Annotated in this window: 15 protein-coding genes; all 15 read left to right on the top strand. The window is 27.6% G+C overall.

Features of this window, described 5'->3' with window-relative positions:
• Positions 1-107 precede the first annotated feature (107 nt).
• On the top strand, positions 108-803 hold the full coding sequence (locus tag EJJ37_RS12610; RefSeq protein WP_133015936.1) for a response regulator transcription factor: 696 nt from the start codon (positions 108-110) through the stop codon (positions 801-803).
• The gene (locus EJJ37_RS12615; protein ID WP_133015937.1) at positions 781-975 is read left to right on the top strand and encodes a sortase family protein; all 195 of its coding nucleotides are present in this window, start codon (positions 781-783) and stop codon (positions 973-975) included. Before EJJ37_RS12610 ends, EJJ37_RS12615 begins: the two co-directional genes overlap by 23 nt.
• 349 nt (positions 976-1,324) lie before the next feature.
• The gene (locus EJJ37_RS12620; protein WP_133015938.1) at positions 1,325-2,248 is read left to right on the top strand and encodes an ABC transporter ATP-binding protein; all 924 of its coding nucleotides are present in this window, start codon (positions 1,325-1,327) and stop codon (positions 2,246-2,248) included.
• Positions 2,241-3,122, top strand: coding sequence for an ABC transporter permease (locus EJJ37_RS12625; protein ID WP_133015939.1), 882 nt, complete (start codon positions 2,241-2,243; stop codon positions 3,120-3,122). Before EJJ37_RS12620 ends, EJJ37_RS12625 begins: the two co-directional genes overlap by 8 nt.
• 104 nt (positions 3,123-3,226) lie before the next feature.
• Entirely contained in the window at positions 3,227-3,940 is a 714-nt protein-coding gene (locus EJJ37_RS12630) for an ABC transporter ATP-binding protein (RefSeq protein WP_133015940.1), read from the top strand.
• Complete coding sequence (locus EJJ37_RS12635) at positions 3,933-5,549, top strand: putative ABC transporter permease subunit (RefSeq protein ID WP_133015941.1); 1,617 nt, start codon at positions 3,933-3,935, stop codon at positions 5,547-5,549. Before EJJ37_RS12630 ends, EJJ37_RS12635 begins: the two co-directional genes overlap by 8 nt.
• Before the next feature lie 142 nt (positions 5,550-5,691).
• On the top strand, positions 5,692-6,576 hold the full coding sequence (locus tag EJJ37_RS12640) for a sensor histidine kinase (protein WP_133015942.1): 885 nt from the start codon (positions 5,692-5,694) through the stop codon (positions 6,574-6,576).
• A gap of 289 nt (positions 6,577-6,865) precedes the next feature.
• Entirely contained in the window at positions 6,866-7,711 is an 846-nt protein-coding gene (locus EJJ37_RS12645; protein WP_133015943.1) for an HAD family hydrolase, read from the top strand.
• A gap of 33 nt (positions 7,712-7,744) precedes the next feature.
• On the top strand, positions 7,745-8,770 hold the full coding sequence (locus EJJ37_RS12650) for a sugar kinase (RefSeq protein WP_133015944.1): 1,026 nt from the start codon (positions 7,745-7,747) through the stop codon (positions 8,768-8,770).
• A 53-nt stretch (positions 8,771-8,823) separates the two neighbouring features.
• On the top strand, positions 8,824-10,623 hold the full coding sequence (uidA, locus tag EJJ37_RS12655; protein WP_133015945.1) for a beta-glucuronidase: 1,800 nt from the start codon (positions 8,824-8,826) through the stop codon (positions 10,621-10,623).
• A gap of 139 nt (positions 10,624-10,762) precedes the next feature.
• The gene (locus EJJ37_RS12660; RefSeq protein WP_133015946.1) at positions 10,763-11,449 is read left to right on the top strand and encodes a GntR family transcriptional regulator; all 687 of its coding nucleotides are present in this window, start codon (positions 10,763-10,765) and stop codon (positions 11,447-11,449) included.
• A gap of 230 nt (positions 11,450-11,679) precedes the next feature.
• Entirely contained in the window at positions 11,680-12,531 is an 852-nt protein-coding gene (locus EJJ37_RS12665) for an SDR family oxidoreductase (RefSeq protein ID WP_133015947.1), read from the top strand.
• Positions 12,532-12,544: 13 nt separating this feature from the next.
• Entirely contained in the window at positions 12,545-13,153 is a 609-nt protein-coding gene (locus tag EJJ37_RS12670; protein ID WP_133015948.1) for a bifunctional 4-hydroxy-2-oxoglutarate aldolase/2-dehydro-3-deoxy-phosphogluconate aldolase, read from the top strand.
• Between the two features lie 96 nt (positions 13,154-13,249).
• Positions 13,250-14,302: a mannonate dehydratase gene (uxuA, locus tag EJJ37_RS12675; RefSeq protein WP_133015949.1), complete on the top strand. Its 1,053-nt coding sequence runs from the start codon at positions 13,250-13,252 to the stop codon at positions 14,300-14,302.
• A 19-nt stretch (positions 14,303-14,321) separates the two neighbouring features.
• Positions 14,322-15,722 (top strand): glucuronate isomerase, encoded by a 1,401-nt coding sequence (gene uxaC / locus EJJ37_RS12680; protein ID WP_133015950.1) that lies wholly within the window; start codon positions 14,322-14,324, stop codon positions 15,720-15,722.
• The last annotated feature ends 55 nt before the right edge of the window (positions 15,723-15,777 follow it).

Below are 15,777 nucleotides of genomic sequence, written 5' to 3' on the forward strand. Positions count from 1 at the left end.
ATTCCTATATTTTAAAGTAGGAATCAGTTTTTTTATTATAGTTATAAATTAATTAGTTAAAATTTGGTATAATTTATATAGTTATTTATATAGGGGAGAATGTAAAGATGGATTTAAATAAAAAGATATTAGTAGTTGAAGATGATTGGGATATTAATGGACTTTTATGTAAAATGTTAATTCAAAATGGATATGAAGTTAGAGGTGCTTATTCAGGATCTGAGGCAAAGATGTGTATAGAGCAATTTGAATATGATCTTATAATTTTAGATTTAATGTTACCAGGAATATCTGGAGAAGAACTATTAAATGAAATAAGGAAAAAGCATGTTATGCCAATAATAGTTGCTTCAGCTAAAACTAGCGCTGAAGATAAGATATCAGTACTTAGAATGGGAGCTGATGATTTTATAAGTAAACCTTTTGATATTAATGAAGTATTAGCTAGAGTTGAAGCTCAATTAAGAAGGTATACTAAGTTTTCTAGCAAAAACAGTATTAGCAATAAATTAATTCATAAAAATTTAGAATTAGATATTGATAGCAGACAGGTACAGGTTAATGGAAAAGAAGTAAGTTTAACTGTTAGAGAATTTAATATATTAGAATTATTAATTACTAATCCCAATAAGGTATTTACTAGAGCGAATCTTTTTGAGTCTGTTTGGAAAGATGATTTTATGGGGGATGATAATACTGTTAATGTTCATATAAGTAACTTAAGATCTAAGCTTTCAAAAGTTGATAAGGATAATGAATATATACAAACGGTATGGGGAATTGGATTTAAGCTTAAGGATTAATGATTTTGATAATGAAGATGAGATGAATAGAGATATGGAAAGAGTAAAAGAGGAATCAATATTTTATAGAGATATAAAGGCAGAGGATATAGTAGAGGAAGAGGGAATTAGTAGCTTAATAACAATGGTAACATGTAGTTATGAGTTTGATGATGCAAGAACTTTAGTATAAGCAGCATTAAAACCAGTCCAATAAAAACTATTGTAAATATAAAATTGACATAATAAAACAAAAAAACATTGAGAATATGGAATAGAGAGCCTATAATAAATAAATCTAAAAGTGGTTATTAAAATATTATAATTTTAATAACTACTTTTTTCTTACTATAAAAAATAATAGATTTTACTACATAATTTAAATTTTTAGTTTTTATATATTATATTTTTGAACTTAATACTTTCTTAATATTTTCTTTAAGGTATTTTACAACTATAGATATACAATAAAATCAAGTTAAGAGATTAAATAAAAAATAACAAAAAAGCAATAGAGAATTTTATCAAGGGGGTAAATGAAGATGAAAGAAGTTATATTAAAAACTTATAACATTACTAAGAAATATGGAAATCAAGTAGCAGTAAACAATGTTAATATGACAATTAAAAAAGGTGAGATATATGGATTTATAGGTCAAAATGGAGCTGGTAAAACAACATTAATTAGACTTATTACAGGATTAATTCATAAAAGTGGTGGAGATATAGAACTTCTAGGAGTTAGTGGAGAAAATGAATTAAATAAAGCTAGAACAATGGTTGGAAGTTTAATTGAAACCCCTTCATTTTATACTAATATGACAGCAAGAGAAAATTTAGAGGTATCTAGACTAGTAAGAAACATACCTGGAAAGAAGTGTATAGATGAAGTATTAGAATTAGTTGGACTAAAAGATGTTGAAAAGAAAAAGATTAAAAATTTCTCTTTAGGAATGAGACAAAGGTTAGGAATTGCAAATGCATTAATGGGAAATCCTAAACTGCTTATACTAGATGAACCTATAAATGGACTTGATCCTATGGGGATAATTGAAATAAGGGAGTTATTAAAGAAGATAAATAAAGAAAAAGACATGACAATATTAATATCAAGTCATATATTAAGTGAATTATCAGAGCTTGCAACAACTTATGGAATAATATCAAATGGTAAGTTAATTGAAGAAATAACATCAGAAGAACTATCAGAAAAATGTAGACAATATATAGAGTTAAAGGTTGATGATACATCTAGAGCAGTAACTTTATTAGAAAGAGAGTTAGGAATTAGTGATTATGAGGTCTTAGAAGATAAAAAGATAAAGGTATTCTCTAATTTAGAGAATGTTGGAGAGGTAAATTCAATACTTTCGAAGTCTGGTGTTATTGTTGAAAGTATAAGTGTTAAGGGAGAAAATTTAGAAGGATACTTTATGAATACAGTTGGAGGTGTTTTAAATGCTTAAAGCTATACAAGCTGAATTATATAAATTATTTAAAAATAGAACATTTAAGGTATTAATATTTGTTGGAATTTTATTGTCTACATTAGTAATAGTTATGTGTTCATCAGTTTTTGATCAAATACTTAGTGATAGTTTAGGTAATATGCCAGAAGACCAAAAACAGGTTCTTATAGAGCAGATGGAAAGTATCTCTGAAAGTGATTCAGTAGTAACGCCAGGTCAGTTAGGAGTGCAATTGCAAGCCAAGGATATAATGAATCCTACTGCATTAGAAGTATATCATTCTTCTTTTGGTTCAGGAGTAATAGAGATATTAACAGGAATATTAGTAGCAGCATTAATGGCAAAAGAATATTCACAAGGTACAATTAAAAACTTTTTAGCTTATGGTAAGAAAAGAGAAGAATTTTATTTAGCAAAATTTACAGCTATAGTTGTAGCAATTGCAATTATTTTAGCAGTTATGACTATATTACCAACAATAGCAGTGACTATTATGAATGGATGGGGGCAAGCTTTTGAAATTTCACAATTATTAGGAATGATAAAAACGTTTGTAGCATCACTTATAGCTAGTTCTGCAGTAGCTGCATTAGCTATGATTATAGCAACATTAGTAAAAAGTAATGGAGCTACAATTGGAATAACAGTAGCAATATTTATAGGAATTCCAACATTTGCAGGATTTTTATACGGAATATATCCTTGGTTTGATAGAGTTTATGAAGTGTTACCATTTTATAATTCAGCATTAGCATCTTCAATTAAAGCAGGAAATGGAGATTTACTTAGATCAGTAGTAATTGCATTAATGACAATAGCAATTTCATTATTTGCGGGAATAAGAGTATTCAAAGCTCAAGATATAAAATAATGACAAAAAGTATGAAAAAGCGTGTAAAAACGCGTACCTCCGGGGTTAATCCAAAAATTGGATTAACCCCGGAGGTGGATACAATATTTGGAAGAGGTGTTTTTATGTTATATATAAAGAATTTTTCAAAGGAATATTCAAAAGGGAAAAAAGCTGTAGATAATATATCTTTAACTGTAGAAAGTGGAGAAATATTTGGATTTATAGGTCATAATGGTGCAGGAAAGACAACCACTATTAAATCTATAGTTGGAATTTTAGAATTTAATGAAGGTGATATTTTAATAGATAATAAATCTATAAAGAAAAATCCAATAGAGTGTAAAAAGGTAATGGCATATATTCCAGATAATCCTGACCTTTATGAAGCTTTAACTGGAATACAATATCTAAGTTTCATAGCAGATATTTATAAGGTAAGTAAAGATCAAAGAGAAAAATTAATTAAGTATTATGGGGATAAGTTTGAACTAACTAAATATTTAGGAGACTTAATATCTTCATATTCACATGGAATGAAGCAAAAGCTGGCAGTTATTTTTGCTTTAATTCATAAACCAAAATTGCTAATACTTGATGAACCTTTTGTTGGGTTAGATCCTAAGGCTGCGCATACACTTAAAGAAATAATGAGGGAAATTTGTAATGAAGGTAGTGCTATATTCTTTTCAACTCATGTATTAGAAGTAGCAGAAAAATTATGTGATAAGATTGCAATTATAAAAGGGGGAAAAATAGTTGCAGTAGGGGATACGGAAGAGGTTAAAGGAAATAGTACATTAGAAAATGTATTTATGGAGTTGATTGATAATGAGTAATTTATTTATTTTATTAAAAAATTCATTTGTAAATAGTACTGGTATTAATTCTTTATCTAAGGGAATAGATAATTCTAAAGAAAAAAAGAAATTGCTTATTACTACAGCAACATTGTTATTAATAGCTACAGTAATATGTTTTATGTCCACATCATATTCAATTGCATTAGCTATAGTGTTAAAACCAATGGGATATTTAGATTTAATATTAATAGTTGCTATATTATTTTCTTGTATTTTAAGTTTTATAATGTCAATTTACAAAGCACAAGGCACATTATTTAGTTCTAAAGATTATGATTTATTAATTTCTTTACCTATTAAGAATAGTACAATATTAACTAGTAAAATCCTAAGGTTAATGTCTATAAGCTATATAGAAACAGCACTTATAATAATACCGGCATCAATAGTATATTTTATTTATAATGAAAGTTTATCATGGATTTTCTTTATTATATTAGTAGTAGGATTAATATTTATCCCCATGATTCCAATAATAGCAGCATCAATAATAGCTATGATTATAACATTTATATCATCAAGATTTAAGCATAAAAATATAGCAACTACAGTAGTTGGGATGGGAGCTCTTTTATTAATTCTAATAGTTTCAATGAATATGCAAAATTATATTGATGAATTTGTAGAAAATAGTGATTCCATAGTAAGTGGATTATCTAAAATATATCTACCAGCAATGTATTTAAAAGATGCATTAGTAAATTATGATGTATTTAACTTATTAAAATTTATAGTAATATCAATAATTCCATTTGTAATATTTATAATAGTCTTTAGTAAGGCATTTAAAACTGTAAATGGGAAATTATCAGAAAGTTATAAGAAAGCAAATTATAAAGTAAAAAAACTAGAGACAAGTAGTATAACAAAAGCTCTAGTTATGCAAGAGTTAAGAAGATACTTTGCAACACCTATTTATGTTATGAATACAGCATTTGGAATGGTTTTATTAGTTGCAGCATCCATAGCTACTTTATTTGTAAGTAAGGAAACATTAGTAGAATTATTAGGATATCCAGAAATAGCAAATATGATTCCTGTAGCAATATTAGTTATTTTAGTATTTACTATTGGATTATCTTGTACAACAAATTCATCTATATCATTAGAGGGAAATAGATTGTGGATATTAAAAGTCTTACCAATAGAGCCTAAGGATATATTTAAGGGTAAAATAATAACTAATTTAATAATAACAATTCCAGCAGCAGTTATAGCAAATATTATATTTTATATAGGGTTAAAGTTTGAGGTTAAGTATTTAATATTTAATTTAGTAATAAGTATAGTATTTTCAATTGTATCAGCAGTATTAGGATTAATAATTAATTTATGTTTTCCTAAAATGGAATGGACGAATCCAACCGCAGTAGTAAAACAAAGTGCAAGTGTAATGATAACTATTTTAGGAATAATGATATTAATCTTAGCACTAATAGGGGTATCAATTGGATTAGTTAAAATATTTAGTGTTACCAATATGATGATTATTTTAACTGTAGTGCTAATTTTATTTTTGATAACATTATTTGTTTCAATTAAAGTATTAGATAATATAGGTAGTAAAAAATTTAATAGGTTATAAACAAGTTACCTCTGAGGTCCATATAAGTATTTGATGTGACTCAGAGGTAGTTTATTTATAAATTATTGGAAATGTTTAATATATAGAATATAATATATGTTAGAAAATATCAGCGAAAAATTGGTTTAGAAGAGGAGAAAATATGGCTGTAATATGTGGTTTAATAGCAATAATTATTGTTTTAATTTCTATTATTATAGGATATAAGAGAGAGTTTAGAAGAATAAACAAGGAGATTTCTAATAATTTAGATGAATATGTAAATATAAAAACTAAATCTGTAGATAAGGATGTTGAGAATTTAGTTCAAAATATAAACTTAATATTTGATTCAAAGCAAAAGGTTGTAGCCGAAAAGAAGAAAAAAGAAGATGAGTTAAGAGCAAGTATATCAAATATGTCTCATGATTTAAGAACTCCATTAACATCTATAATCGGATATTTACAAATGATAAAATCAGAAAAATCATCAGAGGCTGATAAAAAAGAATATATAGATATAGTAGAAAAAAGAACAAAATCTTTGCAAAAGCTTATTAGTAGTTTTTATGACTTATCAAGAATAGAAGGAAATGAATATAACTTTAATTATAAGAAAGTAAATTTAAGTAATGTATTATGTGAAAATGTAGCAGTATTCTATAATGACTTTATAAATAATAATATTGAACCAGTTATTGAAATTGAAGAAGGTATTAAGGAAATTATATCCGATGAAGGTGCTATTACTAGAATTTTTTCTAACTTAATAGGAAATATGATTAAGCATGGTGAAAACTATGTAAAAATATCTTTAAAGCAAGAAAATGATATAATAATTACAGAGTTTACTAACAAAGCAACAGGATTAACACAAGAAAATGTGGATAAATTATTTAATAGATTTTATACTGTGGATAATTCGAGAAGCGATAGAAATACAGGATTAGGCCTATATATAACAAAGGTATTAGTAGAAAAGCTAGGGTATGATATAACAGCAAAACTAGAAAATGAAAATTTAAAAATTAAAATAGTATGGAAATAAAAGAATTTTAAAAATACAAGTAGATATAAATAAAATATTTACTTGTATTTTTTTATCTATAATAATTGCAAAAAAATTGAAATTATATTGAAAAAAGAATACTAATATGCTAGTATACTAGTAGGAGCTATGAAAATTTATTGTTAAAAAGCTATTTTATAGGTTAGTGTTGATGCAAATATATACGACTTTGTTTATAAAATTACAACATTTACCCAATTAAAATCCACATGAAAGCATTAACACTAACAAAATTAAGTATGAAAATAACTAATAGTAGGTGAGAGAAATGAGCAATATTTTAGAAAAATTTAATAAACAAAAAGATTATATTATTTGTATAGATTCTGATGGATGTGCAATAGATACTATGGATATAAAGCATATAAAGTGCTTTGGACCATGTATGGTAACAGAGTGGAATCTTGAAGAGTGGAGAGAACCTATATTAGAAAGATGGAATGAAGTTAATCTTTATACATTAACAAGAGGAATAAATAGATTCAAAGGGTTAGCAGTAGCCCTTACAGAAATTAATGATAAATATGTAAAAATTGAAGGATTAGATGAATTTGTAAAATGGACGGAAGAAACTAAAGAGCTTTCAAATGAAGCTTTAGAAGTTGAAATACAAAAAACAAATAATATTTGTATAAAAAAGGCCTTAGAGTGGTCTAAATCTGTAAATGAATCAATTGATTTATTAAGTGATGATGAAAAGCGTCCATTTGAAGGAGTAAAAGAAGCTATAATTGAAGCTAAAAAGAAAGCTGATATAGCAATAGTATCATCTGCAAATGAAAAAGCAGTTTTAGATGAATGGAGCAAGCATGGCCTTTTAGAACATGTTGATATAGTTTTAACTCAAAACATTGGCTCAAAGGCTTATTGTATTAGTAAGCTTATTGAAAAAGGATATAGTAAAAATAATGCTTTAATGGTTGGGGATGCTTTAGGGGATCTTAAGGCTGCTGAATCAAATGAAGTTTCATTTTATCCAATAATGGTTAAAAAAGAAAAAGAGTCATGGAGTAGATTTACTAAAGAAGCTTTAGAGAAATTTATAGGTAATTCATATTCAGGTGGATATCAAGAAAAAGTTATAGATGAATTTAAAGAAAATTTATCTAAATAAAAATTATAGTATTTAAGTAAAGGTGGAGTTTTAATGAAAGACTTAGGATTCAAAAGCAAAAAAATATTAGGTTTTGGAGAGATAATGCTAAGGCTTACTCCTCCTAATAATCAAAAAATAATACAAGCTAATTCTTTTGAGGCTGTGTATTCTGGGGGAGAAGCAAATGTAATAGCAAGTCTTGCTATATTAGGTCATGATACTAAATTTATAACTAAGCTTCCAAATAATTATTTGGGAAAGAAAGTAATAAGTAAATTTAGAAGTTATAACGTTGATGTAAACGATGTTATTCTAGGGGATGGTAGATTAGGTGTATATTATTCCGAAATTGGACATGGACTTAGGAGTACTGAAGTTATATATGATAGAAAATACTCAGCAATATCTATAGCAGAAAAAGATGAATTTAATATAAAGAATATGTTGAATGGTATTGGATTAGTGCATTTATCAGGGATAACTCCTGCTTTAAGTAAAAATTTAAAAGAGCTGATAATAGATATTGTAAAAGAATGTAAAAAACAAGGTATATTAATCTCTTATGACTCCAATTATAGATCAAAATTATGGTCTATAGATGAAGCTAAAGAGGTATTAGAGGAAATATTGCCATATATAGATTTCGCTTTTTTAGGATATTTAGATATGATAAATATATTAAAGTTTGATGATAATAATTTGCCATTTGAGGAAAATTTAGAGTATAATTATAAAAAATTATTTGAAAAATATCCTAATTTGAAGTATGCAGCATCTACTAAAAGAACTGTAAATTCAATAAATAATAATACGTTACAAGGATATCTATTCAATGGAAATGAACTTTTTAAATCAAATTCATATACATTTGATATATTAGATAGAGTTGGTGGAGGAGATGCCTTTACAGCAGGAATACTTCATGGAATTTTAAGTAATATGAAAAATGAGAGAATTATAGAGTTTGGAACTTGTGCAAGTTCTTTAAAACATTCAATAATAGGAGATATAAATATTATTGATGAAGATACAATTAATTCATTTATAGATGATGGATTATGTAATGTAAAGAGATAGTATATAAATATTTAATAATAAGTTATAAATAGTATATTGTAGGAGGAGAGTTTATGTTATATCCAATAATTACAGAATCAAGACAATTAATAAATTTAAATGGTATATGGAAGTTTAAATTAGATAAAGGGTATGGTTTAACTGAAGAACTAAGTAAGTCACCATTAAAAGATACTATAGAAATGGCTGTTCCAGCATCATATAATGACTTAGTAGAAAGTAAAGAAGTAAGGGATCATGTTGGATGGGTATGGTACGAGAGAAACTTTGTAATTCCTAAGTATTTACTTAATGAAAGAATAGTATTAAGATTTGGATCAGCAACACATGAAGCAAAAGTATATTTAAATGGACAATTTTTAGTTGAACATAAGGGTGGATTTACTCCTTTTGAAGCTGAGATAAATAATTTATTGGTATCTGGGGAAAATAGACTTACAGTTGCTGTTAATAATATAATTGATGAAACTACTTTACCAGTAGGATTAGTAAAAGAAGAAGAAATCAATGGAAAAAAAGTTATAAAAAATTTGGTTAATTTTGACTTCTTTAATTATGCTGGAATACATAGACCAGTAAAAATATATACAACACCAAAAAATTATATAGAAGATATAACTATTGTTACTGACTTTGAAGAAAATACTGGATATGTTAATTATGAAGTAAAGACTATTGGAGAAGGTAACATCAAGGTATCAATAATTGATGAAGAGAATAATTTAGTTTCAGAAGGTGCAGGAAAGCAAGGAAAGCTTACTATAGATAATGTTAGACTATGGGAGCCTATGAACGCATACTTATATAGATTAAAAGTAGAATTAGTAAAGGATGACTCTATAGTTGATACTTATGTAGAAGAGTTTGGAGTGAGAACTGTTGAAGTTAAAGAAGGAAAGTTCTTAATTAATAATAAACCATTTTACTTTAAAGGATTTGGTAAGCATGAAGACTCTTATGTTAATGGAAGAGGAATAAATGAAGCTATTAACATAAAAGATTTTAATTTAATGAAGTGGATTGGAGCAAATTCATTTAGAACTTCACACTATCCTTATTCAGAAGAAATAATGAGATTAGCAGATAGGGAAGGAATAGTAGTAATTGATGAAACTCCAGCAGTTGGTGTACACTTAAACTTTATTGCTACTGGATTTTTTGGAGAAAATGTTAAAAGAGATACATGGAAAGAAATTAGAACTAAAGAGGCACACGAGCAAGTTTTAAGAGAATTAGTTGAGAGAGACAAAAATCATCCATGTGTTGTAATGTGGTCTGTAGCTAATGAACCAGACTCAGATTCTGAAGGTGCAAAAGAATATTTTGAACCATTAATAAAACTAACAAAAGAGTTAGATCCTCAAAAGAGACCTGTTACTGTAGTTACTTATTTATACTCTACACCTGATAAATGTAAAGTTGGGGATATAGTAGATGTATTATGCTTAAATAGATATTATGGATGGTATGTAGCAGAAGGAGATTTAGAAGAAGCTAAAAGAATGCTTGAAGATGAATTAAGAGGATGGGAAGAGAGATGTCCTAATACTCCTATAATGTTTACAGAGTATGGTGCAGATACTGTTGCTGGTATGCATGATACAGTTCCAGTTATGTTTACTGAAGAATACCAAGTAGAATATTATAAAGCTAATCATGAAGTTGTAGATAAATGTAAAAACTTTGTTGGTGAACAAGTATGGAATTTTGCAGATTTTGCAACAAGTCAAGGAATTAAAAGAGTTCAAGGAAATAAAAAGGGTATATTTACTAGAGAAAGAAAACCTAAAATGATAGCGCATTCATTACGTGAGAGATGGAGAAGTATACCTGATTTTGGATATAAAAAATAATATCTAGTAGTTTTTATAATTTAAATTAGGTATACACTGTATACCTAATTTTTTTTATGTTATAATGTAATATACTAGTGTACTAGAGTCAAAGTCTAAGTTAGAGTTTATAGATAGCATTATTAGGAGGTAATAAAAAGTGATTCTTTATGAAAAGTTAGATAAAGAAACAGGAAAAGATTATGTGTATAGAGTGTTAAAAGGCAACATTATGTGTTTAGAATTAAAACCTGGAGAATTATTAAGTGAGGCAGAGCTAGCTAAAAAGTTAAATGTATCAAGAACACCTATAAGAGAAGTATTAATAAAGCTTAAGGCTGAAAAATTAATAGAGGTTAAACCACAAGCAGGAACTTATGTTTCTTTAATAGCTTGGAATTTAATAGAAGAGGCTGTTTTCATTAGATATAATTTAGAAAAAGAAGCATTAAAAGAAGCTTGCGAAAATTTCTCAGAAGATATATTAATGGAAATGGAAAAGTGTCTATTTGCACAAAAGTTAATTGCACAAAAAGGAGATAACTTAATAGAGTTTCATAATTTAGATAAGGAATTCCACAAATTGTTATTTGTTGGTATAAATAAATCAAATGTATGGGAATCTATTTGTAATATAAGCACTCATTATAATAGAATGAGATTGCTTGCAGAAATGAAGTCCAATAAAGAGTTTTTAGTAGATCAACATATAACATATTTAGATATTATAAAAAATAAAAAGAGTGATATTATTGAAGAGGTTGTATCAACTCATATTAAAGAACCGGTTGAACAATGGAAAAAATTGATAAAAGAAGATGCAGAAATAGCTCATTATATAGTTTAATATAAAAATAAAAAAACAAATTAAAAAATAATACAAAAATATGAAAAAATAGCAAATTAATTTAAGAAAAGTAAAAAATATTATATAAAATAGAGCCATATTATATTAAATTTAATATTATATGGCTTTTTATTATGTATAAAAATTTAAATGTTTTCAAAAAAAACTATTGTAATTCATATATTAATATGCTAGTATACAAGTATAGTAGTTGCAAGGAGGAATGAAAAATGAAATTACCATTTAATATTGATTTAAAAGATAAAGTTTGTGTTGTAACAGGTGGAACAGGAGTTCTTTGCGGAGCAATGGCAGACGCACTTGCAGAATGTGGAGCAAAAGTTGCTGTTTTAGCATTAGGACAAGAAGCTTGTGATAATAAAGCTAAAGAGATAAATGAAAAAGGTGGACAAGCAATTGGTGTTGAAGCCAATGTTTTAGATAAAGAAAGCTTAAGAAAAGCTCATGAAATAATTCTTAAAGAATTCGGACCAGTTGATATATTAATAAATGGAGCTGGAGGAAATCATCCAAAGGGAACTACTACTAAAGAGTATTTAGAAGCTGAAGATTTAGAAAATGAAGAGTTAATAACATTCTTCGATTTAGATCCAAAAGGAGTAGAATTCGTATTTAATTTAAACTTCTTAGGAACATTACTTCCATCACAAGAGTTTAGTAAGGATATGATTAATAAAGATGGTGCTACAATAATTAATATATCATCTATGAATGCATTTACACCACTTACAAAGATACCAGCATATTCAGGAGCTAAAGCAGCAGTAAGTAACTTTACTCAATGGCTTGCAGTGCATATGTCTAAGGTTGGAGTTAGAGTTAATGCAATAGCACCAGGATTCTTTGTAACAGCTCAAAATAAAAAATTATTATTTAACGAAGATGGAACAGCAACACCAAGAACTGAAAAAATCTTAAATAGCACACCTATGAGAAGATTTGGTGAAGCTGAAGAATTAATAGGAACATTATTATACTTAGTGTCTGAAGAAGCATCAGGCTTTGTAAATGGAGTAGTTATTCCAGTTGATGGAGCATTTTCAGCTTATTCAGGAGTATAGGAGGTATAAAACAATGATTTTAGATGAATTAAAAGCAAATGGAATCGTAGCTGTAGTCAGAGGTAAAAGTATTGATGAAGCTAGAGGATACATGGAAGCTTGCTTAAGAGGTGGAGTTAAATCATTGGAACTTACTTATACAATACCAGATGTATGTGAGCTTATAAAAGAATATAGCTCACATGCAGAAGCATTAATTGGAGTTGGAAGTGTTTTGAATGCTAAAATGGATTCTGATGCAATTGAGGCTGGGGCAAAATATGTTGTAAGTCCAGGATATAGTGAAGAAGTTAATAAGGTTTGTAAAGAAATGAATATTCTTTATTTACCAGGTTGTATGACAGTAAGTGAAATAATGAGAGCTATGGATGCTGGAAATAAAATGGTTAAATTATTCCCAGGAGATGCATTTGGACCAAAATATGTAAAAGCAATAAAAGCACCTATTCCAAATGTAGAAATAATGCCTACAGGAGGCGTTTCAGTTGATAATATTGAAGAGTGGTTTGCAAATGGAGTTTCTTGTGTTGGAGCTGGAAGTTCATTAATAAAAGGATCACTTGAAGATATAGAAAATAAAGCTAAAGCTTTCATGGAAAAGCTAGACAAAATTAGAGGTTAAAAAATTTTTTTAAATAAACTAGTATACTAGTATTCGAAAAGTAGACTAGAAAAATTTAAAATAATAATCTATATTGTTAGAAGGAGGAAAAAAATCATGGAAATGACATTCAGATGGTATGGTAAAGATGATCCAGTTAAAATTGAATACATCAAGCAAATACCAGGAATGAAGGGAATAGTCACGGCTATATATGATATTCCAGTTGGAGAAGTTTGGCCGTTAGATAGAATTTTAGAATTAAAAAAAGAAATAGAAAGTCATGGATTAAAGCTTTCAGTAATAGAAAGTGTACCAGTTCATGAGGATATAAAGCTTGGTTTACCAACAAGGGATAAATATATAGATAATTATATACAAACAATTAGAAATTTAGCAGAAGCTGGCGTTGATACAATATGCTATAATTTTATGCCAGTATTTGATTGGACAAGATCTGATTTAAATTATGAATTAGAAGATGGCTCAACATGTTTAATATATGATGAAGAACAAGTTAAGAAGATGGATCCAGCTTTAGGTGAATTAGAGTTACCAGGATGGGATACTTCTTATGGAGAAGGTGGCCTTAAAGCTTTATTAGAACAATATAAAGATATAGATGAAGAAAAACTATGGAGTAATCTAAATTACTTTATACAAAGAATAATGAAGGTTGCTGATGAAGTAAGAATGAAAATGGCAATACATCCGGATGATCCACCATGGGGAATATTTGGATTACCAAGAATAATAACTAATTTTGATAACTTAAAGAGATTCATAGATTTATATGATAGTCCATATCATGGAGTAACTTTATGTACAGGTTCTTTAGGATGTACTAAGTCTAATGATATAGTTAAGATGATTAACTATTTTGGTAAAGAAAGAAATAGAATCCATTTTGCTCATCTTAGAAATGTAAAAATAACTGGAGATAGCAGCTTTAATGAAGTAGCTCATTTATCAGAAGCAGGTTCTTTAGATTTCTATGAAATAGTTAAAGCATACTGTGATTATGATTTTGCAGGTCCATATAGACCAGACCACGGAAGAATGATCTGGGGGGAAACTGGTAGACCTGGATATGGATTATATGATAGAGCATTAGGTGCAGTATATATTAATGGATTAATTGAAGCAATTAAAAAGAATAAAAATAATTAATATATAAGGGGATAGTAAAATGAAGAATTTTATGGATAAAGACTTTTTACTAGAAAATGAAGTAGCTAAAGTTTTATACCATAATTATGCTTCAAAGGTGCCAGTGTTTGATTATCACTGTCACCTAGTTCCTATGGAAATAGCCACAGATCATAAGTTTAAAAATGTAACTGAAATGTGGCTATACCATGACCACTATAAGTGGAGAGCTATGAGAAGCTTTGGTATAGATGAAGAATATATAACAGGAAATGCAAGTGACTATGATAAATTTTATCAGTTTGCAAAAATGATGCCATATTTAATTGGAAATCCAATTTATCATTGGTCTCATTTAGAACTTAAAAGATTCTTTGGAGTAGAAGAAACATTAAGTGAAAAAACAGCTGATATTATATGGGAAAAATGTAATAAGGCAATAGAAGAAAATGAGTTAACTGCTAAAAAGTTAATTGAAATGTCTAATGTTCTTTATATTGCAACTACAGATGATCCAATAGATGATTTAAGATATCATAAGCAAATAAAAGAAGATAAAAACTTTAAATGTTCTGTTAATCCAACCTTTAGACCAGAAAAAGCAATGAAAATACAAAACCAAGGATTTAAAGAGTACATAAGCAAGTTATCTGAAATTAGTAGTATTCAAATTAAATCTTTTAATGATTTAAAGAAAGCTTTAGAAATAAGATTAGATTATTTCTATGAAAATGGATGTATGATTAGTGACCACAGTTTAGAGAGGGTTATTTTTTATAATTTTTCATGTGAAGAAATTAACGAAATCTTTATTAAGGCTTTAAATGATCAAAATATAACTAATGAAGAAGCATCAAAATATTCAGTAGCATTATTAATAGAATTAGGAAAAATGTATGCTGAAAGAAAAATGGTAATGCAATTACACATAGGTGCATTAAGAAACAATAATACAAGAATGTTTAATAAAGTAGGGGCAGATGCAGGATTTGATAGTATTGATGATGGTGAAATAGCATATTCACTTTCAAGGATATTAGATGAATTAGATAAGGAAGATAAGCTTCCGAAAACTATTTTATATTGCCTAAATCCAAAGGATAATGAAGTAATCGGAACTATGATTGGTAATTTCCAAACTGGAGGAATAGCTGGAAAGATTCAATTTGGATCAGGATGGTGGTTTAATGATCAAAAAGATGGTATGGAAAGACAAATGATGGCATTATCACAACTTGGCCTTATAAGTCAGTTTGTAGGTATGGTAACTGATTCAAGAAGCTTTTTATCTTATACAAGACATGAATATTTTAGAAGAATATTATGTAATTACCTAGGACATTTAGTTGAAAGTGGTCAATATCCTTATGATGAAGAAATATTAGGTAATATTGTAGAAAATATTTGTTATAAAAATGCTAAGAAATATTTTGAAAGATAGACTATTGTATATTTAGAGTGGGAATTTTCAGAGTATGATATTCCCTTCTAGATTT

Origin of the sequence: Clostridium cuniculi, assembly GCF_004353185.1 — a bacterium.
GTDB lineage: Bacteria > Bacillota > Clostridia > Clostridiales > Clostridiaceae > Clostridium > Clostridium cuniculi.